We start from the raw sequence: 26570 nt of genomic DNA on the forward strand, positions 1-26570 counted from the left end.
CCGCACCGGCCGCCGCGCGACGGCTGCGTGACCCATGCTGAAGCTGGGTCTGCTCGGTCATGGCTTCGTTCGGTGGACGGGCGGCCAGGACTTCCTCAGGCTGGTCACGGCCAGCCTGGCGGCCACCGGGGAGCCGATGGAGTTGCACGCGCTGCTGCCCGAGCCACGGCGCCGCTTCCACGAACGCGGCTGGGCCGGTGCCCTGTGGCGAAGCAGCCGCCAATGGCTGGGTCACCCGCTGCCCGCACCAGCATCGCCCGCCGGCGAGCCCATGGAACGGATCTTCTCCGGCCACGGTATCGATGTGCATGTGCACCGCATCGAGGCCGGGCACGCCGCCATCGCACGAGCCTCGGAACGGCTCGGCCTGCAGGCCCTGCTGCCGGCCGATTCGGCGCTCAAGCCGGTGGTGCGAGTCCCCTGGGTCGGCTACATCTACGACTTCCAGCACCGCCATCTTCCGCAGTACTTCACGCCGGACGAATCGGCCTCGCGCGACCGACGCTTCCGGTCCACGCTGTCACGTGCATCGAGCGTCATCGTCAACGCGAGAGACGTCGCCGCGGACATCGAGCGCTTCTGTCCTGGACATGCTGCGCGGGTGTTCCCCCTGCCGTTCGGGGCCGCGCCCGCCGCCCACTGGTTCGCGCTCGATTCGGGCGCGATGCGATCCCGGTATGGCATCGCCGGCGCCTACTTCATCATCAGCAGCCAGTTCTGGAAGCACAAGGATCACTTGACCGCGTTCCGTGCCTACGCCGAGGTGGCGAAGGACCACCCTGGACTGACGCTCGTCTGCACCGGTTCGACGGAAGATCACCGGGATCCCGCGTACTTCCCGGGCCTGCTGCAGTCGCTCGCATCGCTGGGCATCAGCGAGCGGGTGCAGATACTCGGGCTGATCCCCAAGGACGACCAGATCGCGCTGCTCAAGGACGCGGTGGCGGTGATCCAGCCAACGCGCTTCGAAGGCGGACCCGGCGGCGGTGCGGTGTACGACGCCGTGGCCCTCGGCGTGCGTTCGATCCTCTCCGACATCCCGGTCAACCTCGAGATTGCCGAGGAACGGGTCAGCTACTTCCCGGCCGGCGACGCGGCGACGCTGGCCGATCGCATGCGCGCCGCCCTCGCGGCGCCGCACGTCTGCCCCTCGGCGCAGCATCTTGTCGAGAGCGGACAGAAGCGCCGACGCCTGTGCGGGTCGACCCTTCTGGAATCCATCGAATTCGCGCGGCGGCAGCAGAGCCGCCGGGCCTAGGCTGAGAGACCATGACTTCCCGTCCGGAGCTACCCGCTCGGCTGACCCCCGCACGGCTGCCGCCCCACTGGCCCGGCATCGCGATCCCGTCGGCCGCCGCTCGCCCCGCGGACCCGCCGCGCATCACCGTCGTCACACCCTCCTACAACCAGGCCGCCTTCCTCGAATCCACCATCCGCTCGGTACTGGAGCAGGGTTATCCGGCGCTCGACTACCACGTGATCGACGGCGGCAGCACCGACGGTTCGGTCGACATCCTGCGGCACTACGCACCGTGGCTGACCAGTTGGGTGACAGAGCGCGACCGTGGCCAGGTCGATGCCCTCCTCAAGGGCCTGGCCCGCGCCGACGGCGAGTGGTTCAACTGGATCAACTCCGACGACCTGCTGGCCCCCGGCGCGCTGTGGGAGGTGGCCCGCGTGCGCGACTCCGACCTGTTCGGCGGCTGCACGCAGAACTTCAGCGAGCACCGGCTCGACCGCCTGCGCGCCAGCCGCGCACTGACGGCACGCGACCTGGTGCGCCTGCCGATCGAGTCGCGCACGCGCTGGCACCAGCCGGGCATCTGGTACCGCACCGCGGCGCTGCGCGAGACTGGCATCGACGCGACGCTGCACTACCGCTTCGATCTCGACCTGTTGATCCGCTACACGCAGCGCTTTCCGCGCGTGCAGTACAGCGATCGCACGCTGGCGTGGTTCCGGCTGCACGGCGCCTCCAAGTCGCTCGCCGATGCCGAGCGCTTCAGTGACGAGCACCAGGCGCTGCTGACGCGCCTGCTCGACGACTCGGCCCTGCAGACCCTGCACGCGGACGCCCGCGCCGCCCTCGCGGCGCTGCAGTGGCGCAAGACGCTGCGTGCGCTGCAGGACGACCACTCGCGCCCCCGGGCGTCCCGCCTGCTGGCGCTGTGGCGGGCGGCGCGGCAGGTGCCTGGGGCCTGGCGCATCAACGCCACCTATGACACGCTGGGCCGCCTGCTGCGGCCACGCCGCCGCTAGAGCCGGGCCGCGGCCTGCTGCAGCCGTTGCCGGATCAGCGGCACCAGCGGTTCGACGGGCCAGCGGCGGCTGGCCTGCAGCAGCACGAAGCGCGCGGCCGGATCGGCAAACGCCGCTTCGACCAGCGCGGCGGCCTGGTCACGCTGCTGCTGCGTGATCACGAAGCGGGTCGCGGTGTTCGCCAAACTCTCGAAATGGTGGCGGCCCCGCTCGATGAACTGCGCGTAGGCACCGTAGAGCGTAAACTCCGACAGCTCGCCGGGCCGCTGGCCCAGCAGGCTGCGCCACCAAGGGCGCCCGCCATGCACCTGGGCCAGGTGGGCGTGCAGACCGCGCGCGGTGTCGCGATGGAACACGAACGGCCAGGCCACGAAGTTCACCGGGCGCACCGTCTCGGCCGGCAGCGCCAACATGCGCGCGGCGGCTTCGGCCCAGTGCGCGAAGGTGGGCTGGTGCTCGATCATCAACGCGGCCCGGTCGTCGTGCAGGTAGTGCTCGGCGCGCAGCGGCACGGTGGGCAGCACGTCGGAGTCGAGCGCCACGTAGGCCGTGTGCGGCCCGATCGCCGGCACGGCGAGCTTGACGATCTGCTGCACGTGCCATCCATCGCTCGCCGCGTCCGGAAACCAGCCGAAGCGCTTGGCCAGGCTGCGGCGCAGCTTGCGGTAGCCGTCGGGCCAGCCCGACAGGCGCCGTCGCGTGGCCTCGACCTCGGCGGGCAGCACCTCGGCCGACGCGATCCACTCGACCCGAGAGGCGCCCAGCGCGTTGCGGAACAGTGGCAGGTCCTCGGTCTGCACCACCGCGAGGTGCGGCCAGTCGCAGCCGAAGGCCTCGAGCGCCTCGCGCAGCAGGCCGAAGCGCTGCAGGTCGGCGCGGTAGGTCGGCGTCAGCAGCGCGACGCGCGGCGGCGCCTTCATCATGGCGCCGGCGGCGGCGTGCTCGGCGGCGTTGCCGCATCCGCCTCCAGGGCCCACAGCGCCGCGTACTTGTGGAACGCGTACTGCCCCAGGATCACGGCCATCAGGAAGCCCCGGCTGCCGTCGAGGAAGCCGCCGCGCAGCAGATACTGCTGCAGGAAGTCGGTCCCGAAGCGCAGCGCCGCATACGCCAGGTTGCCGCGGTGGCCCTTGGCGAACTTCTGTCCGGCGAGCAGGCAGCCGTACTTCAGGTGCTTCTCCTGCACGTGCTGGTAGCTGCGCCACGAGTAGTGCTCCAGCGGCGCCTTCAGCACGCGGTCCTTGCGGCGCGGCATCAGCAGCGACTCGTGCACCTGGTGGTCGCGGTAGCGAACGCCTTCGCGCAGGAAGAGCTTGGCCTGCGGCGAGGTGTAGCGGCCGTGCTTCAGCGGACGGCCGAAGAAGTAGGTCTTCCACGGCATCTTCAGCACGGTGAAGTCGCGCTCCGGCTCGTCGAGCACGCGGTCGATCTCGTCGCGCAGTTCGGGCGTCACCACCTCGTCGGCATCGATCGACAGCACCCACTCGCCGCTGCAGTGGTCGAGCGCGCGGTTGCGCTGCGGGCCATAGCCCGGCCAGTCGGTGACCCAGAGCTTGTCGGTGTAGCGTCGCACGATGTCGGTCGTGCCGTCGGTGCTGCCGCTGTCGAGCACGACGATCTCGCTCGCCCAGCCAGCCACCGACTGCAGGCAGGCCTCGACCCGGTCGGCCTCGTCGCGGACGATCATCATGACCGAGAGGGTCGTGCGGCGGCTGGAACGGGGCAGCATGGCGGGGGCGGAGTCGCGTCGGCCCGGATGATAGGCGCTCGTGCCGCCGCGAGCGGCTGTGCGCAGCACCCGCGCGCAACACGAGCTACCCTCCGCGCATGACCTCGCCCTCCTCGTCGACCGCTCCCGGCCTGCGCCCGTCCCGCGTTCTCCACGTGCCGGTTCGCGGCCTGCATTACCAGGTGCATGCCTGGGGCGATGCCTCGCTCGTCGCACCCGACCGCCCGCCGCTGATGCTGCTGCACGGCTGGATGGACGTCGGAGCGTCCTTCCAGTTCCTGGTCGACGCGCTCGCCACACCGCGCCTCGTGCTCGCGCCCGATTGGCGCGGCTTCGGCGGCAGCGTGGCGCCGCCGGGCACCGACAGCTACTGGTTCGCCGACTACCTGGCCGACCTGGACGCGCTGCTCGATCACTTCGCCCCCGATCAGCCGGTCGACCTGCTGGGCCACAGCATGGGCGGCAACATCGTGATGCTCTATGCCGGCGTGCGGCCCGCGCGCATCCGCCGACTGATCAATCTCGAGGGTTTCGGCATGCCGCGCAGCGCGCCGGCCCAGGCGCCCGGCCGTTACGCGAAATGGCTCGACGAACTGAAGGCGCCGCAGAGCCTGCGCGACTACGCCAGCCTCGACGAGGTCGCGCACCGGCTGCGCCAGAACAACCCGCGGCTCACCGCGGAACGCGCCTCCTGGCTGGCGCCGCACTGGGCGCGCCAGACGGCAGCAGGACGCTGGGAGATCCAGGGAGACCCGGCGCACAAGCGCAGCAACCCGCTGCTCTACCGCGTCGACGAAGTGCTGGCCTGCTGGGCGCGCATCACGGCGCCACTGCTGTGGGTGGAGGGGCGGCAGACCGACGTGTCCAAGTGGTGGGGCAACAGCTACCCGCGCAGCGATTTCGAGGAGCGCCTGGCCTCGATCGCCTCCACCGTGTCGATCGAACGCGTGATGCTGGAAGACGCCGGGCACATGCTGCATCACGATCAGCCGGAGCATCTGTCGGAGCACATCGAGCGTTTCCTGTCGGGGCCGTGAGTCGCCTGCGGGGCGGTGGAGCGCGTGCCGCGATGGCACCCGCCCTCATCCTCGCCCGCTCCGGGGCAGCATGAGAAAATCCACGGATCAGCGGCCGTCAGCCGCCGCTCTCCGAACACGAAGGAATCCCCATGGACATCGAACACATCAACGCCCTCGGCAACCAACTTGCTGACCTGCGCGAGCGCACGGCCCAGCTCCGGGGGTATCTTTGACTACGATGAAAAGTCGCGCCGCCTGAGCGAGGTCAACGCCGCGCTCGAGGATCCGACGGTCTGGAACGACCCGAAGAACGCCCAGGCCCTGGGACGGGAGAAGAAGTCGCTCGAGACGGTGGTCGACACCATCGCGTCGCTGGAGCGCAACCTCGCCGACAACGCCGAGCTCTACGAGATGAGCAAGGAAGAAGGCGACGAGGACGGCCTGCGCGCCATCGAGGCCGAGACGCTGGGGTTGGCCGCGCAGGTGGAGCAGCTCGAGTTCCGCCGCATGTTCAGCAACCCCGCCGACCCGAGCAACTGCTTCATCGACATCCAGGCCGGCGCCGGCGGCACCGAGGCGTGCGACTGGGCCAGCATGCTGCTGCGCCAGTACCTCAAGTACTGCGAACGCAAGGGCTTCAAGGCCACCATCGAGGACGAGACCGAGGGCGACACTGCCGGCATCAAGAGCGCGACGATCAAGGTCGAGGGCGACTACGCCTTCGGCCACCTGCGCACCGAGACCGGCGTGCACCGCCTGGTGCGCAAGAGCCCGTTCGATTCCTCGGGCGGGCGCCACACCAGCTTCGCGTCGCTGTTCGTCTACCCGGAGGTCGACGACTCGATCGAGATCGAGATCAACCCGGCCGACGTGCGCACCGACACCTTCCGCGCCAGCGGTGCGGGTGGCCAGCACATCAACAAGACCGACTCGGCGGTGCGGTTGACGCACATCCCGACCGGCATCGTCGTGCAGTGCCAGGACGGCCGCAGCCAGCACAGCAACCGCGACGTGGCGTGGAAGCGGCTGCGTTCGCGCCTCTACGACCACGAGATGCGCAAGCGCCAGGAAGAGCAGCAGAAGCTGGAAGACACCAAGACCGACGTCGGCTGGGGCCACCAGATCCGCTCCTACGTGCTGGACAACAGCCGCATCAAGGACCTGCGCACCAACGTCGAGATCTCCAACACGCAGAAGGTGCTCGATGGCGACCTGGACGCCTTCATCGAGGCCAGCCTGAAGCAGGGCGTCTGAGCCCCACCCCGCTCGACCCCCACGAAGTTCCCCTGGAGACACCGCACATGCGCGAAGGCACCGCTTCCCTCGTCCGCCGCGAGGACTACAGCGCCCCGGCCTACTGGATCCGCAGCGTCGACCTCACGTTCGACCTGGACCCGCAGAAGACGCTGGTCATCAACCGCATGGAGGTCGAGCGCAACCCCGACCTGCCGATGCAGCCGCTGCGCCTGGACGGCGAGGACATCAACCTCACGCGGGTGCTGGTCAACGGCGAGAGCATCTCCTTCCGCGTCGAGGGCGCGCAACTGGTGCTCGACGGCCTGCCGGACGGCCGCTTCACGCTCGAGCTGCGCAACACCTGCGCACCGGCGAAGAACACCCAGCTGTCCGGCCTGTACACCTCCGGCGGCGGCTTCTTCACGCAGTGCGAGGCGCAGGGCTTCCGCCGCATCACCTACTTCCTCGACCGGCCCGACGTGATGGCGGTCTACACCGTCACGCTGAAGGCCGATGCCAAGGCCTACCCGGTGCTCCTGTCGAACGGCAACCTCGTGGAGCAGGCCGAACTCGACGGCGGCAAGCACTGCGCGAAGTGGCACGACCCCTTCCCGAAGCCGAGCTACCTGTTCGCGCTGGTCGCGGCCGACCTGGTGATGCGCGAGCAGAAGATCCGCAGCCGTTCGGGCAAGGACCACCTGCTGCAGGTCTATGTGCGGGCCGGTGACCTCGACAAGACCGAGCACGCGATGAACTCGCTGATCGCCTCGGTGGCCTGGGAAGAGGCGCGCTTCGGCCTGTCGCTCGACCTGGAGCGCTTCATGATCGTCGCGGTCAGCGACTTCAACATGGGCGCGATGGAGAACAAGGGCCTGAACATCTTCAACACGAAGTTCGTGCTGGCCAGCGCCGCCACCGCCACCGACTTCGATTTCGCGCACGTCGAGAGCGTGGTCGGCCACGAGTACTTCCACAACTGGACCGGCAACCGCGTGACCTGCCGCGACTGGTTCCAGCTGTCGTTGAAGGAGGGGCTCACGGTCTTCCGCGACCAGGAGTTCAGCATGGACATGGCGGGCGCCGCCAGCGCCCGCGCCGTGCAGCGCATCCAGGACGTGCGCCTGCTGCGTCAGGTGCAGTTCTCCGAGGACGCCGGCCCGATGGCGCACCCGGTGCGGCCCGACCAGTACCAGGCGATCGACAACTTCTACACCGCCACCGTCTATGAAAAGGGCGCCGAGGTGGTGCGGATGATGCACACGCTCGTCGGTCGCGACGGCTTCGCCGCCGGCATGAAGCGCTACTTCGAGCGCCACGACGGCCAGGCCGTGACCTGCGACGATTTCGCGCAGGCGATCGCCGACGCCAACCCCGGCAGCGCCCTGGCCGGGCGACTGGACGCCTTCAAACGCTGGTACGCGCAGGCCGGCACGCCGCAGCTCGCCGCGAGCGGCCGCTATGACGCCGAGTCTCGCCGCTACACGCTCGAACTCACGCAGCGCGGCCTGCCCACGCCGGGCCAGCCCGACAAGCAGCCGTGGGTGATCCCGGTCGCAATCGGCCTGGTGGCCGCCGACGACGGCCGTGCGTTGCCGCTGCAGCTCGAGGGCGAACCGGCCGCGGGCGGCACCGACCGCGTGCTGGTGCTCGACCAGCCGAGCGCCGCCTTCACCTTCGTCGGCGTCGAGTCCGAACCCGTGCCCTCGCTGCTGCGCGGCTTCTCGTCGCCGGTGGTCCTGGACGCCGCACTGACGGACGCCCAGCTGCTGGTGCTGCTGGCGCATGACCAAGACGCCTTCAACCGCTGGGAGGCCGGCCAGCAGCTCGCGTTGCGCCGCCTGCTCGCGGCGGCCCGACGGCCGGACGACGGCACGCCGGTGCTCGACGAGCCCTTCGTCGCGGCAATGCACAGCCTGCTGCGCGATCCCTCACTCGACGCCGCCTTCAAGGAGCTCGCGCTCACGCTGCCGACCGAAACCTATGTGGGCGAGCGGCTGGGTGCGGAGATCGACCCACAGCGTGTGCATGCGGTGCGCGAGGCCGCGCGCCTGCAGCTCGCGCAGGCGCTGCGCGACGACTGGGTCTGGGCCTACGAGCACCACCAGCCCGCGGGCGGCTACTCGCCCGACGCACACAGCGCCGGCCAGCGCGCGCTGGCCAACCTGGCTCTGGCGATGCTGGTGCTCGACGCCACCGGCAGCGGCGACACCGTCTGGCCCGGCCGGGCCTACCAGCGCTTCAAGGACGCCGGCAACATGACCGACCGCTTCGGCGCGCTGTCGGCTCTGGTGAACGCGCACGCCGAGCTGGCGGTGCCGGCGTTGGAGCGCTTTCACGCGCTGTTCAAGGGCGAGGCGCTGGTGATCGACAAGTGGTTCGCGCTGCAGGCCGGCGCGAGCGAGCCGGTCGGCGAGCACGCCGGCCGCGTGTTCACGCGGGCCAAGGCCCTGCTGCAGCATGCCGACTTCTCGCTGCGCAACCCGAACCGGGCGCGCAGCGTGCTGGCGGCGCTGTTCCTCAACAACCCGGCCGCCTTCCACCGCCGCGACGCGGCCGGCTACGTGTTCTGGGCCGAGCGCGTGTGCGAGGTCGACGCCATCAACCCGCAGCTCGCCTCGCGGCTGGCGCGCGCGCTCGACCGCTGGCGTGCGCTGGCCGAGCCTTACCGCAGCGCCGCGCGCGAGGCGATCGCCCGCGTGGCGGCCAAGCCGGAGCTGTCCGAGGACACGCGCGAGATCGTCACGCGCGCGCTGCAGGACTGACCTGCCCTCCTCCTCCCCCCTCCTCCTCTCTCACGTCCGAAGGAACCCCGAGATGACCCGACGCATCAGCCTCACGCAGTACCTGGTGGAGGAGCAGCGCGAGCGCGGCCGCATCCCGGCGCAGTTGCGCCTGCTACTGGAAGTGGTAGCGCGCGCCTGCAAGAGCATCGCGATCAGCGTCAACAAGGGCGCGCTGGGTGGCGTGCTCGGCAGCGCCGGCAGCGAGAACGTGCAGGGCGAAGTGCAGAAGAAGCTCGACATCATCGCCAACGAGGTGCTGATCGAGGCCAACGAATGGGGCGGCGCGCTCGCGGCCATGGCCAGCGAGGAGATGGACAGCATCTACGTCGTGCCCAACCGCTACCCCCAGGGCGAATACCTGCTGCTGTTCGACCCGCTCGACGGCTCGAGCAACATCGACGTCAACGTCAGCATCGGCACCATCTTCTCGGTACTGAAGAAGCAGAGCGATACCCCGGGCGTCAGCACCCAGGATTTCCTGCAGCCCGGTAGCGCCCAGGTGGCCGCCGGCTACTGCGTCTACGGCCCGCAGACCACGCTGGTACTGACCGTCGGCGACGGCGTCGCGATGTTCACGCTCGACCGCGAGCAGGGCTCGTGGGTGCTGACCACCGACGAGGTGCGCATCCCCGAGGACACCAGGGAGTTCGCGGTCAACATGAGCAACCAGCGGCATTGGGCGCCGCCGATGCAACGCTACATCGACGAATGCCTGCAGGGCAAGGACGGCCCGCGCGGCAAGGACTTCAACATGCGCTGGGTCGCCAGCATGGTGGCCGACGTGCACCGCATCCTGTGCCGCGGCGGCGTCTTCATGTACCCCTGGGACAAGCGCGAACCGGCCAAGGCCGGCAAGCTGCGGCTGATGTACGAGGCCAACCCGATGGGCTTCATCGTCGAGCAGGCCGGCGGCGCGGCCACCAACGGCAAGCAGCGCGTGCTCGACCTGCAGCCGAGCCAGCTGCACGAGCGCGTCAGCGTGATCCTGGGCTCGAAGAACGAGGTCGAGCGCGCGAGCGCCTACCATCGCGAAGCGGGCTGACAGCGGCGGCCGCGACGTCACCACCGCGGAGGACGAGTCGATGGCAAAGCAGAAGAGAAACGCGTTCTATGCCCAGTCGGGCGGCGTGACGGCGGTCATCAATGCCTCGGCCTGCGGCGTGATCGAGACGGCGCGCCGCCACAAGGACCGCATCGGCAAGGTCTACGCCGGCCGCGACGGCATCATCGGCGCGCTGACCGAGGACCTGATCGACACCGGCAAGGAGTCGGCCACGGCGATCGCCGCGCTGCGCTCCACGCCGTCGGGCGCGTTCGGCTCCTGCCGCTACAAGCTCAAGTCGCTCGAGGCGAACCGGCGCGAGTACGAACGCCTGATCGAGGTGTTCCGCGCGCACGACATCGGCTACTTCTTCTACAACGGTGGCGGCGACTCGGCCGACACCTGCTTCAAGGTCAGCCAGCTGTCGGAGGCCATGGGCTACCCGGTGCAGGCGATCCACGTGCCCAAGACCATCGACAACGACCTCGCCTTCACCGACTGCTGCCCCGGCTTCGGCTCGGTGGCCAAGTACGTCGCGGTGTCGACGCTCGAGGCCTCGTTCGACGTGCGCTCGATGGCCAAGACCTCGACCAAGGTGTTCGTCGTCGAGGTCATGGGCCGCCATGCCGGCTGGATCGCCGCGGCCGCCGGCCTGGTCGAGGAGCAGGGCATCCCGGTGGTGATCCTTTTTCCCGAGATCGTGTTCGACGAGCCGGAATTCCTTGCCCGCGTCGACCAGCTCGTCCGGCAGCACGGCTACTGCACCGTGGTGGTGTCCGAAGGGTGCCACCACGCGGACGGCAGCTTCCTCGCCGAGCAGGGCGCGCGCGACGCCTTCGGCCACGCGCAGCTCGGCGGCGCAGCGCCGGTGGTGGCCAACCTCATCAAGCAGGCACTCGGCCACAAGTTCCACTGGGCCGTGGCCGACTACCTGCAGCGCTCGGCGCGCCACATCGCGTCGAAGACCGACGTGACCCAGGCCTACGCGCTGGGGCGAAAGGCGGTCGAGCTCGCGCTGCAGGGCCACAACGCGGTGATGCCGACGATCGAGCGCCTGTCCGATGCGCCGTACAAGTACCGCATCGGCATGGCGCCACTGGCAAAGGTGGCCAACGTCGAGAAGTTCATGCCGCGCGACTTCATCTCCAAGGACGGCTTCGGTATCACCGAGAAGTGCCGCCGCTACCTGCGACCGCTGATCCAGGGCGAGGACTATCCGCGTTTCACCAACGGCCTGCCGCGCTACGTGAGCCTGAAGAACGTGGCAGTGCCGAAGAAGCTGGCTGCCTTCGACCTGAAGTAGTGCCACGCCATCGGCTAGAATCTGCGTTTTCTCGGAGCGGCATTGACGCCCCGAGGGTCTGAAAAGACCTTGCCGGTGTAGCTCAGTTGGTAGAGCAGCGCATTCGTAATGCGAAGGTCGGGAGTTCGACTCTCTTCACCGGCACCATCGCTTGTGTTCGTCGCAGAACGGTTCAACGGCGCCAGCGCCGCATCAGATCCGTCGCATGAGCGCCCCCGGCTACGGTCAACCACAAGCCGATCCAATACCATGCCGCATCGGTAACGGCTGCGCGCAACGCCAGCATCAGGCACAGCCCCGACACGAGGTTGACGGCAAAGTCGCCGACCGGCACGCCCTTGCCGGTGCGACGGTGGTACAGCGCCAGCGCGAGGCCTTCGAACAGCGTCAGGCCGATCACCAGATCGATGACGGTGACGCTCGACAGGCCTTCGAGCACGGCGACCTCAGGACCCGAACGGGCCGTTGAGACGGACGGTCGCGAGGTTCAGGAAGCCGGCGAACGCCACCCACGCGAGGTAGGGCAGAAGCAACAGGCTCGCGGTGCGTGCATAACGGGCCAGCGCCCCGATCAGCAGCAGGATCGATAGCCACAGCAGCAACACCTCGAACAGCGCCCAGTCGGGCCGGTGCAGGCGGAAGAACAGCAGGCTCCACAGCACGTTCAGGAAGCCGTTGAGCGCGAACAGCGCCAGCATCCACTCCCGGTCGGTCCGCCGCGGCGCGCGGCGCCACGCGATCACGCCGGCCATGGCCGCCAGCGCGAAGATCGCCGTCCATGCTGGACCGAACAGCCAGTCGGGCGGCTTCCAGGGCGGCTGCACGAGCCGCTGATACCAGGGGCCCAGGTCGGTCATCAAGCCCCCGAGGCCGGCCACCGCGAGCGCGGCAGCCGCCGCGATCAGGACAGGCTTGAGGAGACCACCGCGTGAGGTCATGCGCGCACCAGCCCCAGCAGGTGCCCCATGTCCTTGAAGAAGATGCGCACATGGGCCATCGGCTTCTTGCGGACCAGTTCCTTGTTCATGTACGACTCAAAGGTGAGCTGCTGCACGTCGCGGTCCTCGCAGATCGTGACGAAGCGCTCGCGGCGGCGGTCGCTGGAGTACCAGAACCACTGCATCACGCCGAGCACGCGGAACACCGTGCCATGGGCCTTCATGAAGCGCCGCCGCGCCTGCCGCAAGCAGCGGCCGTCGCCGGTCTGCAGCGCCGACTCGACCGCCTCGGCCGCAAGGCGCCCAGAGGCCATCGCGTAGTAGATGCACTCGCCCGAGGCCGGCGCGACGACGCCCGCGGCGTCGCCGGCCAGCAGCACGTCGCGGCCGTTGTCCCAGCGCCGCAGAGGCTTCATCGGGATCGGTGCACCCTCACGGCGCAACGTCTGAGCGCCCTGCAGCCCAGAGTCGGAGCGCAGGCGACCAACCGCCGCGCGCAGCGAGAAACCCTTGTCGGCGCTGCCGGTGCCGATGCTCAGCGTGTCGCCGTGCGGAAACACCCAGCCGTAGAAGTCGGGCGACAGGCTGCCGCGGTAGTAGACGTCGCAGCGCGAACCGTCGTAGCCGACCGGCTTGGCCAGCGGCGCGCGGACGATCTCGTGGTAGGCGAACACGCAGGGGTTGCGCTCCGCACCGGCGATCGCCTGGCGGGCCACCGCCGAGCGCGCGCCGTCGGCACCGATGACGCAGCGCGCACGCACGCTGCGCGGCGCGCTGGCGGCGTCGCCGGGCCGCTCTCGGGCCTGGTAGTGCACGACGCTCACACCGTCGTCGTCGCGCGTGAGCCGCTCGAAGCTGCCGATCTGCCGTTGTGCACCGCTACCGGCGGCACGCGCGCGCAGCCACTCGTCGAAGGCATCGCGGTCGACCATGCCGACGAAGCCGTTCTCGATCGGGATGTCGACCCGCTTGTCGGTCGGTGACACCATGCGTGTCAACCTGCTGAAAGCGCGCAGCCGGCGCGCCATGCGCTGGCGCTACACCGGTCTCAATCGGGGCTCCACACGCCCAGCGCAGCCTGCAACCGCTGCGCTTCGCGGATTGCGTCGGCGCTCGACATGGCGCTGGCGCGCGCGAGCTCGGCGTTCTGGTGCGTGGTCGCGTCCAACGTCTGCAGCCGCGTGTTGATGTGCTCGACGCCGGCGCATTGCTCCTGCGCCGCGAGGCTGATCTGCGAGATCATCGTGCTGACCTCCTTCACCTGCTGAGCCACGCCATTGATGCGTGTGCCGACCTGGGCCGCCAGCTTCTCGCCGACGCCGGTCTGTTGCTGGGATTCGTCGACCAGGTGCTTGATCTCCCTTGCCGCGGCGCCGCTGCGCTGAGCCAGCGTGCGCACCTCGCCGGCGATGATGTTGAAGGTGCGGCCCTGTTCGCCGGCACGGCTGGCGGCGGCGGCGGCGTTGAGCGCCAGGATGCCGGTCTGCAGCGCGATCTCGTCGATGACGTGGCTGATCTCGCCGATGCGCCGGCTGCACGCGGTGATGTCGTGCATGGCGGTATGCATGGCGGCGGCAGCGGCGCAGGTCTGGTCGGCTTCGTCGGAGGCCTGGTGCGCCGACCGGCTGGCCTGGGTGGCCGCATCGGTGTTGCGCTGACTCAGCGCATCGATGTCGGCGGTGCTGCGCGTCACGGCCTGCACGTCGTCGGCCTGGCTCGCCGAGCGCTCGGCGAGGCGGCTCGCGCCGTCGGCCAGTTCGTCGACCACCGAAGCGACCTCGGCGGCGTGGAGCCGAGCGTCACCGAGCACAGCGGTCATCTTGGCCACCATCTGCCCGAGTGCGAGATTCAGCTCGAGCAGTTCGCCGGCCGTTCGCGTGTCGTCGAACTGCCGCGTGATGTCGCCGCCGGCGATGGCCATCGCGGCATCGAGCGATTGGCGCAGCGGCGCGACCACGCGCTGCAGGAAATACACCGCCACCGCGATCGATGCCATCAGCCCGATCGATCCACCGACCAGGGCCCAGACGCGCCAGCCCCCGCTCATCGCCATCGGCACGGCCAGCGCATCGGGCCATAGCGCACCGACAAGCAGCAGAGTGAACAGCAATGCGAGGATCGCGGCGGTACCCTGCATCCGCCACTGCACCGGCAGGTCCAGCGGGTTCTTCACGGCCCTGACGAGCGCGCGCCATCCGGTCTCGACGATGCGCCCGGCGCGCAGCACGTAGTGCGCGCCGGCGCCGGCCCGCCAGAGGCCGTAGACCTGCTCCGCCTCACGGACCTCGGCATCCGCGGGCGGGCACTGCACCGACGTGAAGCCGACGGTCTGCCGGTCCTTGAACATCGGGATGATGTTGGCCTTGACCCAGAAGGCGTCGCCGGAGCTGCTGCGGTTCTTGACGAGCCCCGTCCAGGGCCTTCCGGCATGGAGAACCGCCCACATGTCCGCGAACACCTTCGGTGGCATGTCGGGATGCCGCACGATGCTGTGCGGTGCACCGAGCACCTGTTCCATCGCGTAGCCGCAGGTCTGCAGGAAGGCCTTGTTCGCGAAGCTGATCGCGCCCTGCAGGTCGGTGGTGGTGATCAGCGGCGCCTGCTGCACTGCCGAGACGATGCCGGCGGCGCCGCCCTGCTGGATGGGTCTGTGATTCACGCTGTCTCCGTCCGCGCCTTGCGCTGTTGTGGGGTACACCTCCCGCCGACAGACGGGGTCGGGTCGCGGCAGCCCCTCACGCAAGCTTCGAACCCGTCGGCGTCACGGTCAGCGAACGCGACGAACGGCCGGCCGACTTTCGGCACGGCACACAGAGTGATCAGTCCGTTACCAGCGCCGCTCGGTCCGGGCGTGGTCGCCGACCCACCACCCGAGGCTTGGGCTCAACCGAAGTCTGCAACTGGGCATGGATGAGACGCTGCCCCTGCGCGGTCAGGAACTGCTCGAATGCCACCGCCACCTGCGGCAGCTGTCGCGACGCCAGGTGCAACACGAACCACTCACGCTCGACAGGGTTGCTGTCCAGCGGCAGCAGTTGCAGCAGATCGGCGTCGAGCTCGAGCCGGCAGGTGTGCAAGGACAGGAAGGCCACGCCGAAGCCCGCCACGCACATCTGCTTGATGGCCTCGTTGCTCGACAGCTCGGAGCCGATGCGCAAGGTGATGGCCTCGTCCTTGAACAGGCGCTCCAGCGTCGTGCGGGTGCCAGAGCCGCGCTCACGTGCCAGCAGGCTGGCACCCTCCAGATCGGCCAGCGTCAGCCTGCGCTGCGCCATCAACGGGTGGCGCGGCGACGCGATGAAGGCCATCGGGTGCTTGGCAAAGGCTGTCGCCACGGTCTTCAGCTCTCCGGGCGGGCGGCCCATGATCACCAGGTCGACCTCCTGGGCCGCGAGCATCCGCACGATCTCGTCGCGGTTCCCGACGCGCAGCTTGACCTTCACGTTGGGATGCTCGTTCGCGAAGCTCACCAGCAACGGCGGCAGCAGGTATTCAGCGGTCGTCACGGCACCGACGCGCAGCGTGCCCGAGAACACGCCTCGCAGCGTGGCCATCTCGTCGCCGACGTCGCGCCACAGGTCGAGGATGCGGCCCGCATAGGACGCCATCAGGTCGCCCGCCGGCGTGAGTCGCACACCGCGGCCCTCGCGCTGCAGCAGCGGCGTCCCGGCCGATTCCTCCAGCAGCTTGAGCTGGATCGAGACCGCGGGCTGGGTCAGGTAGAGCTCGCTCGCGGCACGCGACACGCTGCCCAGCCGAGCGACGGCATGGAATGCCGAAAGCTGGCGCAGCGTCGCGTTCTTAAGCATTTGCAAACACCAATGTTTTGCTGAACATAATTAATTTTTATATGTGAAGACAGGTTCGTATATTCATGTCCATCAACGGTTTGGCAGGTCATTGCAAGGCCTGTACCGCCAAGCCCTTGCATGCAGAACCGCCAACCAAACCGCCGTCGAGCAAGGAGAGTGCCGTGGGCAAGATGAACGAACCAACGCAGATCACCGACACCAAGAAGCGCTATGCCGCCGGTGTCCTGAAGTACGCCCAGATGGGCTACTGGAACGGCGACTACGTGCCGAAGGACACCGACATCCTGGCGCTGTTCCGCATCACGCCGCAGGACGGCGTCGATCCGATCGAGGCCGCCGCCGCGGTGGCCGGCGAGTCCAGCACCGCGACCTGGACCGTGGTGTGGACCGACCGCCTCACCGCCTGCGACATGTACCGCGCCAAGGCCTACAAGGTCGAGCCGGTGCCCAACAACCCGGGACAGTACTTCTGCTACGTCGCCTACGACCTGAGCCTGTTCGAGGAAGGCTCGATCGCCAACGTCACCGCATCGATCATCGGCAACGTCTTCAGCTTCAAGCCGCTGAAGGCCGCACGCCTGGAGGACATGAAGTTCCCGGTCTCCTACGTGAAGACCTTCGCCGGCCCGCCGACCGGCATCGTCGTCGAGCGCGAGCGGCTCGACAAGTTCGGCCGCCCGCTGCTGGGCGCCACCACCAAGCCCAAGCTGGGCCTGTCGGGCCGCAACTACGGCCGCGTGGTCTACGAGGGCCTGAAGGGCGGCCTCGATTTCATGAAGGATGACGAGAACATCAACTCGCAGCCCTTCATGCACTGGCGCGACCGATTCCTGTTCGTGATGGATGCGGTCAACAAGGCCAGCGCCGCGACCGGCGAGGTCAAGGGCAGCTACCTGAACGTCACCGCCGGCACGATGGAGGAGATGTACCGCCGCGCCGAGTTCGCCAAGGAGCTCGGCTCCGTCATCATCATGATCGACCTGGTGGTCGGCTACACGGCGATCCAGAGCATGAGCAACTGGGCGCGCCAGAACGACATGGTCCTGCACATGCACCGCGCCGGCCACGGCACCTACACGCGCCAGAAGAATCACGGCGTGAGCTTCCGCGTGATCGCCAAGTGGCTGCGCATGGCTGGCGTCGACCACCTGCACACCGGCACCGCGGTCGGCAAGCTCGAGGGCGACCCGCTCACCGTGCAGGGCTATTACAACGTCTGCCGCGACACGCACACCAAGGTCGACCTGCCGCGCGGCATCTTCTTCGACCAGGACTGGGGCGCACTGAAGAAGGTGATGCCAGTGGCCTCGGGCGGCATCCACGCCGGCCAGATGCACCAGCTGATCGACCTGTTCGGCGACGACGTGGTGCTGCAGTTCGGCGGCGGCACGATCGGCCACCCGCAGGGCATCCAGGCCGGTGCCACCGCCAACCGCGTCGCGCTCGAAGCCATGGTGCTGGCGCGCAACGAAGGCCGCGACATCAAGAACGAAGGTCCGCAGATCCTGCGCGATGCCGCCAAGAGCTGCACGCCGCTGGCCGCCGCACTCGATACCTGGGGCGACATCACCTTCAACTACACGTCCACCGACACGTCGGACTACGTGCCCACGCCGTCGGTCGCCTGAGCACGACCTCCCCGCACCTCCTGGAGTACCCCATGCGCATCACACAAGGCACCTTCTCCTTCCTGCCCGACCTGAGCGACGAGCAGATCAGCCGTCAGGTCAGCTACTGCCTCGACAAGGGCTGGGCCATCGGCCTCGAATACACCGACGACCCCCATCCCCGCAACACCTACTGGGAGATGTTCGGCAACCCGATGTTCGACGTGCAGGACGCCGCCGGCGTCATGCTCGAGGTCAAGAGCTGCCGCAAGACCTTCCCGAACCACTACATCCGCCTGACCGCGTTCGACTCGTCGCACGGCACCGAGTCGGTGGTGCTGTCTTTCATCATCAACCGCCCCAGCGAGGAGCCCGGTTTCCGCCTGATCCGTACCGAGGAGCCGGGCCGCACCTTGCGCTACAGCATCGAGAGCTACGCGGTCCAGGCCGCCGCGGAAGGCGCACGCTACTGATCGCGCCGCGCACCGAGATCGCTGCCATGGACGAGACCTCCTCTTCCGCCCCCTCCCCGCGTGCGCTGTTCGAAGCCTCGGGCGTGCGCACGCTGCTCGAGCAGCTCGATGCCGAGTTGGTCGGTCTGGCGCCGGTCAAGGGGCGCATCCGCGACATCGCCGCGCTGCTGGTGATCGACAAGCTGCGGCAGCAACAGGGGCTGCAGTCGCAGCCCCCTTCGCTGCACATGTGCTTCACCGGCAACCCCGGCACCGGCAAGACGACGGTGGCGATGCGCATGGCCGCGGTGCTGAAGCAACTGGGTTACGTGCGCAAGGGCCACCTCGTCGCGGTGACGCGCGACGACCTGGTGGGCCAGTTCATCGGCCACACCGCGCCCAAGACCAAGGAGGTGCTGAAGAAGGCGATGGGCGGTGTGCTGTTCATCGACGAGGCCTACTACCTGTACCGCCCCGAGAACGAACGCGACTACGGGCAGGAAGCGATCGAGATCCTGCTGCAGACGATGGAGAACCACCGCGACGACCTGGTGGTGATCCTCGCTGGCTACAAGGACCGGATGGACACCTTCTTCGGCAGCAATCCGGGGATGGCCTCTCGCATCGCGCACCACATCGACTTCCCCGACTACAGCGAGTCGGAGCTCATGCAGATCGCAACCCTGATGCTGCAGGGCCTGAACTACCGCTTCGACGACGAGGCCGAGCCGGCCTTCGCACGCTATGTCGGCCTGCGGCGCCAGCAGCCGCACTTCGCCAACGCCCGCTCGGTGCGCAACGCACTCGACCGCATCCGGCTGCGCCATGCCACCCGCCTGTTCGACGATGACAGCGCGCTGACGCGCGATCAGCTCTGCACGCTGCAGGCGCAAGACATCCTGGCCAGCCGCGTGTTCGAGACGGCCAGCCTCGAAGGAGACTGACATGGGCATCGACGCGCTCATCTTCGACGTGGACGGCACCCTCGCCGACACCGAGGAGGCCCACCGCGTGGCCTTCAACCTGGCATTCGATCGCTACGGTCTGGGCTGGAGCTGGAGCCGCACCGAGTACCGCGGCCTGCTCGACGTCACCGGCGGCAAGGAGCGCATCACCAGCTACATCCAGTCGCTGCCGATCGCACCGACCGACCGGCGCCGCCTGCTGGAGCTGGTGCCGCACCTCCACCGCGAGAAGACGCGCTTCTACAGCTCGATGGTGAACGACGGCGGCATCGTGCTGCGCGACGGCGTGGCGCGACTGCTCGAAGAATCCCTGCATGCCGGTCGACGTCTCGCGATCGCCAGCACCACCAGTGCGGTCAATGTCGACGCCCTGCTGCAGTCGACCCTCGGCGCTCGCGGACTGGAGATGTTCAGTGTGATCGCCTGTGGCGACCAGGTGAAGCAGAAGAAGCCCGCCCCCGATATCTACCAGCTCGCGCTGCGAACGCTCGGTCTCACGGCCGACCGCGCCGTGGCGTTCGAGGATTCGTCCAACGGCCTGCGCTCCGCCGTCGCGGCCGGCCTGTGGACCGTGATCACACCGACCTTCTGGACCGAGGGCAGCGATTTCACCAGCGCCGGCCTGGTGTTGCCGCGCCTCGGCGACCCCGAGAAGCCCCTGAGCGACGAGCCCGGCCGTCAGCTGCAGAGATCCGCCTGGCTGAGTTTCGACGAACTGTGCGCACTGGCCCGCCCCGCTGCACCGCTGGACAGCGTCCAGGCCCTTTACCGGGGAATCGCCTGATGAGCGCCATCCGCATCGCGCCCAGCCTGCTGTCGGCCGACTTCGCCCGTCTCGGTGACGAGGTCCGATCCGTCATCGAGGCCGGTGCCGACCTGATTCATTTCGACGTGATGGACAACCACTACGTGCCGAACCTGACCATCGGCCCGCTGGTATGCCAGGCCATCAAGCCGCACGCCACGGTGCCGATCGACGTGCACCTGATGGTGAAGCCCGTCGACGCGCTGATCCCGATGTTCGCGCAGGCCGGCGCCGACATCATCTCCTTCCATCCCGAGGCGAGCGAGCATGTCGACCGGACGATCCAGCTGATCCGCTCGCACGGCATCAAGGCAGGCCTGGTGCTGAACCCGGCCACGCCCTTGAACGTGCTGGATCACGTCCTGGATCAGCTCGATCTGGTGCTGCTGATGTCGGTCAACCCCGGCTTCGGCGGCCAGAGCTTCATCGAGGGCACGCTGCCGAAGATCGAAGCTGTGCGCCGGCTGATCGATCGCAGCGGCCGCGATGTGTGGCTCGAGGTCGACGGCGGCGTGAAGGTCGACAACGCCCAGCGTGTCGGCGCCGCCGGGGCCGACACGCTGGTCGCCGGCTCGGCGGTGTTCAACAGCGCCAGCTACGCCCACGCGATCGCCGGCATCCGCGACAACGCCCGCCTGGGGCAACGCGCATCGAACCGCATGGCGGGCGACGGGGCGACATGATGAACTTCGACGCCATCGCCTTCGACCTCGACGGCACGCTGGTCGACAGCGCACCCGACATTGCGCACGCGCTGAATGCCGGCCTGGACGAGGTGCGCCTGCAGCGCTTCGATCTCGCCCGCGTGCGCGGCTGGATCGGCGACGGCCCGGACGCGCTCATCGCGCGAGCGATGAATGCGCAGGACCTCGACGCGGTCAGCACCGCGCTGCTGACGCCGCGCGTGCGCGCCGCATTCGATCGCGCCACGCTCGCGGCGCCGCTGCAGCATGGCCAGGTCTACGACGGCATCGCCGAGCTGCTGGCGCAGCTGAAGCCGCACCGACCACTCGCCGTCGTGACCAACAAGCCGACCCGGCTCGCCCGTGCCGTGCTGGAGGCTGCCGGGCTGCTGGACTGCTTCGCCACCGTGCACGGCGCCGACACGAAGGCGCAACGCAAGCCTTCGCCACTGCTGCTGGAAAACGCGGCAGACCAGCTCGGCGTCTCGACGGGTCGCCTGCTGATGGTGGGCGACAGCATCCTCGATCTGCGAGCGGCCCACGCGGCGGGCGCCCAGGCCGCGCTGGTGCAGTGGGGCTACGGCCACCTGACCGTGCCCGAGACCCTCGACGCCTGGCGCGTGGCGACGCCGGCGCAGCTGGCGGCCCGACTGCACCTGCAGTCCGCCCCCTGCGCCCAGAACACCTAAGGAGACCGTCATGCCCACTGGAGGAAAGTCGACCCTCACGCAGTTCCTCATCGAGGAACGGCGCAAGCACCCCGCCGCGACCGGGGAGCTCAATGCACTGATCACCGACGTGTCGCTCGCCTGCAAGGCGATCTCGCGCAAGGTGGCGTTCGGCGGACTGGCCGGCGTGCTGGGCAGCGCCGGCTCCGGCAACGTGCAGGGCGAGGAGCAGAAGACGCTCGATGTGCTGAGCAACACGATGTTCCTGCGCGCCACCGAATGGGGCGGGCACGTGGCCGGCATGGTGTCCGAGGAGCTGGAGGCGCCGTACACGCTGCCGCCGCAGTACGCCCGGGGCAAGTACCTGCTGATGTTCGACCCCCTGGACGGCTCGTCGAACATCGACGTCAATGTCACCGTCGGCAGCATCTTCGCGATCCATCGTGCGCCGCAGCCACGCCAGGACCCGCAACCGCAGGACTACCTGCAGCCGGGCACGACGATGGTCTGCGGTGGCTACGCGATCTACGGGCCGTCGACGATGCTGGTGCTGACGCTGGGCGACGGCACGCACGCCTTCACGCTCGACCCGCAGCTCGGCGAGTGGGTGCTGAGCCATCCGAACCTTCGCATCCCCGAGAAGACCCGCGAGTTCGCGATCAACGCGTCGAACAGCCGCTTCTGGGAGCCGGCCGTCAAGCGCTACGTCGACGAGTGCCTGGCCGGCAGCACCGGCCCGCGCGGCACCGACTTCAACATGCGCTGGATCGCGTCGCTGGTCGCCGAGACCCACCGCATCCTGATGCGCGGCGGTGTCTTCCTCTACCCGCGTGACAGCAAAGATCCGAACAAGGCCGGCCGACTGCGCCTGCTTTACGAGGCCAACCCGATCTCCTTCCTGATCGAGCAGGCCGGCGGCATGGCGAGCACAGGCCGCAAGCGCCTGCTGGAGGTGCAGCCGGAAGACATCCATCAGCGCATCGGCTTCGTGTTCGGCTCGACCGAGGAGGTGGCCCGCATCGAGGCCTACCACCGCGACGAACCTCCGACCCCCTACAACTCGCCGCTGTTCGGCAAGCGCGGCCTGTTCGCGGAAGCCGGCTGACACGGCAACCGCCGCCCGTTCTTCTCCTTCTTCATAGGCGCAGCCATGTCCGCATCGCATCCCATCATCGCCATCACCGGCTCGTCGGGTGCAGGCACCACGTCGGTGACCCGCACCTTCGAGAACATCTTCCGCCGCGAAAGCATCCGCTCCGTCATCATCGAGGGCGACAGCTTCCACCGCTATGACCGCAAGGCGATGAAGGCGGCGATGGCGGAACACGAGACCGCCGGCAACCCGCACTTCAGCCACTTCGGCGAAGATGCCAACCTGTTCGCCGAACTCGAGCAACTGTTCCGCGGCTACGGCGAATCCGGCACGGGCCAGGCGCGCAAGTACCTGCACAACGCCGAGGAGGCAGCCCCCTACAAGCAGGAGCCCGGCACCTTCACCCCCTGGGAGACGCTGCCGGACAGCGAACTGCTGTTCTACGAGGGGCTGCATGGCGGGGTGAAGACCGACAAGGTCGACATCGCCCGGCATGCCGACCTGCTGATCGGCGTGGTGCCGGTCATCAACCTCGAATGGATCCAGAAGCTGCACCGCGACCGGAACGCGCGCGGCTACTCGACCGAGGCCGTCACCGACGTGATCCTGCGCCGCATGCACGAGTACGTGCACTACATCTGTCCGCAGTTCACGCGCACCCACATCAACTTCCAGCGCGTGCCGGTGGTCGACACCTCCGACCCGTTCATCGCCCGCACCATCCCGACGGCGGACGAAAGCCTGGTCGTGATCCGCTTCGCCGACCCGCGCGGATTCGACTTCCCCTACCTGCTGAGCATGCTGCACGACTCCTTCATGTCGCGCGCCAACACGCTCGTTGTACCGGGCGGGAAGATGGAGCTGGCGATGCAGCTGATCTTCACGCCAATGGTGATGCGCCTGATCGAGCGGCGCAAGAAGCGGCTGGCGGCCTGATCGCAGCGCGGCGCATCGTGCCGCCCCGCCATCGGCGCGACCCCCAAGAACCTCATCCCCGGGCTCCCCCATGAACGCGACACCCGACACCCTGGCCCTGCGCAGCCAATGCGCCAATGCCATCCGCGCCCTCGCGATGGACGCCGTGCAGGCAGCCAATTCCGGCCATCCCGGCATGCCGATGGGCATGGCCGATATCGCCGAGGCGCTCTGGCGTCACCACCTGAAGCACGACCCGGCCGATCCGAAGTGGATCGACCGCGACCGCTTCGTCGTTTCGAACGGCCACGGGTCGATGCTGCTGTACGCGCTGCTGCACCTGAGTGGCTACGACCTGCCGATCGACGAGCTCAAGCGCTTCCGCCAGCTGCACTCGCGCACGCCGGGCCACCCCGAGATCGACGTCACGCCCGGTGTCGAAACCACCACCGGCCCGTTGGGCCAGGGGATCAGCAATGCCGTCGGCATGGCACTGGCCGAGAAGCTGCTGGCCGACGAGTTCAACCGCCCGGGCCATGCGGTGATCGATCACCGCACCTACGTCTTCCTCGGCGACGGCTGCCTGATGGAAGGCATCAGCCACGAGGCCTGTTCGCTGGCCGGCACCTGGCAGCTGAACAAGCTGATCGCCTTCTACGACGACAACGGCATCTCGATCGACGGCGACGTGAAGGGCTGGTTCTCCGATGACACGCCGGGCCGCTTCGAGGCCTACGGCTGGACGGTGCTGCGGGATGTCGACGGACACGACTTCGCGGCGCTCGACCGTGCCATCGCGCAGGCCCAGGCCTCCGACAAGCCCGTGCTGGTGTGCTGCAAGACGCGCATCGGCCAGGGTTCGCCGAATCGCGCCGGCACCGCCAAGGCTCACGGCGAGGCGCTGGGCGAGGCCGAGATCGCGCTGACGCGCCAGGCACTGGGCTGGACGGCGGCGCCGTTCGATATCCCCGAAGCGATCGAGCAGGCCTGGTCGGCGCTGGAGCCCGGCGCTCGCCGGCGGCGCGACTGGAACGACCGATTCGGCGCCTATGCGAAGGCCTATCCCGAACTGGCCGCGGAACTGCTGCGCAGGCTGTCCGCGACGCCCGCACTCGACCACAGGACCGAGGCTGCACTGGCGTCGGCGATCGAGGGCGCAGAGGCCCGGCATGCCGCCGTGGCCACCCGCAAGGCCTCGCAAGACGTGCTGCAGGAGGTGGGACCAGCCATGCCCGAGCTGCTGGGCGGCTCGGCCGACCTGACCGGCTCCAACCTCACGGACTGGAAGGGCCACCGTCCGCTCAAGGGGCGCGGCACCGGCAACCACGTGCACTACGGCGTGCGCGAGTTCGGCATGGCCGCCATCATGAACGGCGTGGCGCTGCACGGCGGATACCGGCCCTTCGGCGGTACGTTCCTGACCTTTGCCGACTATGCGCGCAATGCCATCCGCATGTCGGCGCTGATGCACCTGCCGGTCGTCTACGTCTTCACGCACGACTCCATCGGTCTCGGCGAAGACGGCCCGACCCATCAGCCGATCGAGCATGCGTCGAGCCTGCGGCTGATCCCCAACGTCGACGTCTGGCGCCCGGCCGACGCGACCGAGACGGCCGTCGCGTGGCGCCAGTCGCTGCGGCGCGACGACGGCCCCAGCTGCCTGCTGCTGTCGCGCCAGGCCCTGCCACACGGCGGTGACGGGCGCGAACGCATCGAGAACATCGCGCGCGGTGCCTACGTGCTGCGACGCCCCGAGGGCGAGCGCGTCGCGCTGCTGGCGAGCGGCTCGGAGATCGGCATCGCACTGCAGGCCGCCGCGCTGCTGGCCGCTGACGGCATCCCCGCGCGCGTCGTGTCGGTGCCCTGCCTCGACGCCTTCGATCGCCAGGACGCCGCCTACCGCAGCGCGGTGATCCCGCGTCACCTGCCGCGTCTGGCGATCGAGGCTGGCAGCACCGGTCTGTGGTGGAAGTACGTGGGCGAGCGTGGCGACGTGATCGGTCTCGACCGCTTCGGCGAATCGGCGCCGGCCGCGCAATTGTTCAAGTTGTTCGGACTCACGGCCGAGGCCGCCGCCGAGCGCGCGCGACAGCTGGTCCGTCCGCAAGGCGCCATCGCGGCCGACAGCGAGTTCGGCACCGAACTGAACGCCGTGCTGTCGTCCAACTGAGCCGTTCCCGCCCCCCTCTCCCCTTCACTCCCATTTCACGAAGAGGCTGCCTTGACCACACGCATCGCCATCAACGGCTATGGCCGCATCGGCCGGAACGTTCTCCGCGCGCTGTTCGAATCCAAGCGCACCGGCGCGGCACGCGACATCGAGATCGTCGCGATCAACGATCTGGGCAATGCCCAGACCAACGCCCACCTGACCCGCTTCGACACCGTGCACGGTCGCTTCGGCCTGCCGGTCAGCCACGAGGGATCGGACCTGGTGGTGGATGGGCATCGCATCCACGTCAGCTCGATCCGCAGCCCCGCCGAACTGCCCTGGAAGCAGCACGGCATCGACATCGTCATGGAGTGCACAGGGCTCTTCACCAGCAAGGCCAAGGCCGGGGCTCACCTGGCCGCCGGGGCGAGGAAGGTGCTGATCAGCGCGCCCGGCGGCGCCGACGTGGATGCGACCGTCGTCTACGGCGTCAACCACGGCGTGCTGCGGGCCGGGCACACCGTGGTGTCGAACGCCTCCTGTACCACCAACTGCCTGGCACCGGTGGCCAAGGTGCTCAACGACGGCATCGGCATCGCCAACGGCCTGATGACCACGGTGCACAGCTACACCAACGACCAGGTGCTGACCGACGTGTACCACGAGGACCTGCGCCGCGCGCGCAGCGCCACGCAGTCGATGATCCCCACCAAGACCGGCGCCGCCGCAGCGGTGGGCCTGGTGCTGCCCGAACTGGCTGGCCGACTCGACGGCTTCGCGGTGCGCGTGCCGACCATCAACGTCTCGCTGGTCGATCTGGTGTTCACTGCCCAACGCGATACCAGCGTCGACGAGGTCAACGCGCTGATGAAGACGGCCGCGGCCACGGGCCCGCTGGCCAGCGTGCTGGGCTACACCGACGAGCCGCTGGTGTCGATGGACTTCAATCACGACGCGCGCTCCAGCGTGTTCGACGCGAGCTGCACCAAGGTCTCGGGTCGGCTCGTGAAGGTCTGCGCCTGGTACGACAACGAGTGGGGCTTCAGCAACCGCATGCTCGACACCGCCCTGGCGATGGCCCGGGCCTGAAGGCGAACGCGGAGCGCGAC

The 26570-nt window shown here is 68.7% G+C and carries 24 protein-coding genes and 1 tRNA gene; 18 read left to right on the plus strand and 7 right to left on the minus strand.

The features are described from left to right. Nucleotides 1-34: 34 nt before the first annotated feature. Together MPE_RS13960 and MPE_RS22805 are read left to right on the plus strand one after the other, a co-directional pair. Nucleotides 35-1258, plus strand: coding sequence for a glycosyltransferase (locus MPE_RS13960; protein WP_011830351.1), 1224 nt, complete (start codon nt 35-37; stop codon nt 1256-1258). Between the two features lie 11 nt (nt 1259-1269). Further along, nucleotides 1270-2259, plus strand: coding sequence for a glycosyltransferase family 2 protein (locus tag MPE_RS22805; RefSeq protein WP_011830352.1), 990 nt, complete (start codon nt 1270-1272; stop codon nt 2257-2259). On the opposite strand, the gene MPE_RS13970 is transcribed toward MPE_RS22805, so the two are convergent. Next, nucleotides 2256-3179 (minus strand): DUF6492 family protein, encoded by a 924-nt coding sequence (locus MPE_RS13970; RefSeq protein WP_011830353.1) that lies wholly within the window; start codon nt 3177-3179, stop codon nt 2256-2258. The genes MPE_RS22805 and MPE_RS13970 overlap by 4 nt on opposite strands. Next, entirely contained in the window at nt 3179-3949 is a 771-nt protein-coding gene (locus tag MPE_RS13975; RefSeq protein WP_202796700.1) for a glycosyltransferase family 2 protein, read from the minus strand. The genes MPE_RS13970 and MPE_RS13975 overlap by 1 nt, the downstream gene beginning before the upstream one ends. 137 nt (nt 3950-4086) lie before the next feature. Here MPE_RS13975 and MPE_RS13980 point away from each other — a divergent pair, with 137 nt between their 5' ends. From MPE_RS13980 to MPE_RS14005, 6 genes are all read left to right on the plus strand, one after another. Then, nucleotides 4087-5025, plus strand: a complete 939-nt coding sequence (locus tag MPE_RS13980) for an alpha/beta fold hydrolase (protein ID WP_011830355.1) — start codon at nt 4087-4089, stop codon at nt 5023-5025. 131 nt (nt 5026-5156) lie between these two features. Continuing rightward, nucleotides 5157-6261, plus strand: a protein-coding gene (prfB, locus tag MPE_RS24025) for a peptide chain release factor 2 (protein ID WP_129448243.1) whose coding sequence is annotated in 2 segments (ribosomal slippage) — nt 5157-5237 and nt 5239-6261 — 1104 coding nt in all. Because the reading frame shifts where the segments join, the coding sequence is not laid out codon by codon here. A gap of 47 nt (nt 6262-6308) precedes the next feature. After that, entirely contained in the window at nt 6309-9005 is a 2697-nt protein-coding gene (gene pepN, locus MPE_RS13990; RefSeq protein ID WP_011830357.1) for an aminopeptidase N, read from the plus strand. Nucleotides 9006-9057: 52 nt separating this feature from the next. Continuing rightward, the gene (locus tag MPE_RS13995; RefSeq protein WP_011830358.1) at nt 9058-10068 is read left to right on the plus strand and encodes a class 1 fructose-bisphosphatase; all 1011 of its coding nucleotides are present in this window, start codon (nt 9058-9060) and stop codon (nt 10066-10068) included. Nucleotides 10069-10108: 40 nt separating this feature from the next. Continuing rightward, nucleotides 10109-11371 carry a 6-phosphofructokinase gene (locus MPE_RS14000; protein ID WP_011830359.1) on the plus strand — a complete coding sequence of 421 codons (1263 nt, stop codon included), beginning with the start codon at nt 10109-10111 and terminating at the stop codon, nt 11369-11371. Nucleotides 11372-11442: 71 nt separating this feature from the next. Next, nucleotides 11443-11518 (plus strand) — tRNA-Thr (locus MPE_RS14005). Between the two features lie 25 nt (nt 11519-11543). On the opposite strand, the gene MPE_RS14010 is transcribed toward MPE_RS14005, so the two are convergent. The 5 genes from MPE_RS14010 to MPE_RS14030 all read right to left on the minus strand — a co-directional run bounded on the left by MPE_RS14010 (nt 11544) and on the right by MPE_RS14030 (nt 16118). Next, the gene (locus MPE_RS14010) at nt 11544-11810 is read right to left on the minus strand and encodes a hypothetical protein (protein WP_011830360.1); all 267 of its coding nucleotides are present in this window, start codon (nt 11808-11810) and stop codon (nt 11544-11546) included. 7 nt (nt 11811-11817) lie between these two features. Next, complete coding sequence (locus MPE_RS14015; RefSeq protein ID WP_011830361.1) at nt 11818-12309, minus strand: TspO/MBR family protein; 492 nt, start codon at nt 12307-12309, stop codon at nt 11818-11820. Continuing rightward, nucleotides 12306-13298 (minus strand): geranylgeranyl diphosphate reductase, encoded by a 993-nt coding sequence (locus MPE_RS14020; protein WP_011830362.1) that lies wholly within the window; start codon nt 13296-13298, stop codon nt 12306-12308. Before MPE_RS14020 ends, MPE_RS14015 begins: the two co-directional genes overlap by 4 nt. A 59-nt stretch (nt 13299-13357) precedes the next feature. Then, nucleotides 13358-14968 (minus strand): methyl-accepting chemotaxis protein, encoded by a 1611-nt coding sequence (locus MPE_RS14025; RefSeq protein WP_041929697.1) that lies wholly within the window; start codon nt 14966-14968, stop codon nt 13358-13360. A gap of 160 nt (nt 14969-15128) precedes the next feature. Continuing rightward, a complete protein-coding gene (locus MPE_RS14030; RefSeq protein WP_011830364.1) occupies nt 15129-16118 on the minus strand; it encodes a LysR family transcriptional regulator in 990 nt (329 codons plus the stop codon). Between the two features lie 164 nt (nt 16119-16282). On the opposite strand from MPE_RS14030, the gene MPE_RS14035 reads away from it, so the two are divergent. From MPE_RS14035 to gap, 10 genes are all read left to right on the plus strand, one after another. Further along, nucleotides 16283-17749, plus strand: a complete 1467-nt coding sequence (locus MPE_RS14035) for a form I ribulose bisphosphate carboxylase large subunit (protein WP_041929698.1) — start codon at nt 16283-16285, stop codon at nt 17747-17749. Nucleotides 17750-17781: 32 nt separating this feature from the next. Then, the gene (locus MPE_RS14040; RefSeq protein WP_011830366.1) at nt 17782-18201 is read left to right on the plus strand and encodes a ribulose bisphosphate carboxylase small subunit; all 420 of its coding nucleotides are present in this window, start codon (nt 17782-17784) and stop codon (nt 18199-18201) included. Nucleotides 18202-18227: 26 nt separating this feature from the next. Then, nucleotides 18228-19124 carry a CbbX protein gene (cbbX, locus tag MPE_RS14045; RefSeq protein WP_011830367.1) on the plus strand — a complete coding sequence of 299 codons (897 nt, stop codon included), beginning with the start codon at nt 18228-18230 and terminating at the stop codon, nt 19122-19124. Between the two features lies 1 nt (nt 19125). Further along, complete coding sequence (locus MPE_RS14050) at nt 19126-19929, plus strand: HAD-IA family hydrolase (protein ID WP_011830368.1); 804 nt, start codon at nt 19126-19128, stop codon at nt 19927-19929. Next, nucleotides 19929-20633: a ribulose-phosphate 3-epimerase gene (gene rpe / locus MPE_RS14055; RefSeq protein ID WP_011830369.1), complete on the plus strand. Its 705-nt coding sequence runs from the start codon at nt 19929-19931 to the stop codon at nt 20631-20633. Before MPE_RS14050 ends, rpe begins: the two co-directional genes overlap by 1 nt. After that, on the plus strand, nt 20630-21322 hold the full coding sequence (locus MPE_RS14060) for an HAD-IA family hydrolase (RefSeq protein ID WP_011830370.1): 693 nt from the start codon (nt 20630-20632) through the stop codon (nt 21320-21322). The genes rpe and MPE_RS14060 overlap by 4 nt, the downstream gene beginning before the upstream one ends. Nucleotides 21323-21332: 10 nt before the next feature. Continuing rightward, complete coding sequence (locus MPE_RS14065; RefSeq protein ID WP_011830371.1) at nt 21333-22406, plus strand: class 1 fructose-bisphosphatase; 1074 nt, start codon at nt 21333-21335, stop codon at nt 22404-22406. 45 nt (nt 22407-22451) lie between these two features. Continuing rightward, the gene (locus MPE_RS14070; protein WP_011830372.1) at nt 22452-23330 is read left to right on the plus strand and encodes a phosphoribulokinase; all 879 of its coding nucleotides are present in this window, start codon (nt 22452-22454) and stop codon (nt 23328-23330) included. A gap of 70 nt (nt 23331-23400) precedes the next feature. Next, a complete protein-coding gene (gene tkt, locus MPE_RS14075; RefSeq protein WP_011830373.1) occupies nt 23401-25479 on the plus strand; it encodes a transketolase in 2079 nt (692 codons plus the stop codon). A 51-nt stretch (nt 25480-25530) separates the two neighbouring features. Then, nucleotides 25531-26550, plus strand: a complete 1020-nt coding sequence (gene gap, locus MPE_RS14080) for a type I glyceraldehyde-3-phosphate dehydrogenase (RefSeq protein WP_011830374.1) — start codon at nt 25531-25533, stop codon at nt 26548-26550. Nucleotides 26551-26570: the final 20 nt, after the last annotated feature.

Source organism: Methylibium petroleiphilum PM1, from assembly GCF_000015725.1.
Lineage (GTDB): Bacteria > Pseudomonadota > Gammaproteobacteria > Burkholderiales > Burkholderiaceae_C > Methylibium > Methylibium petroleiphilum.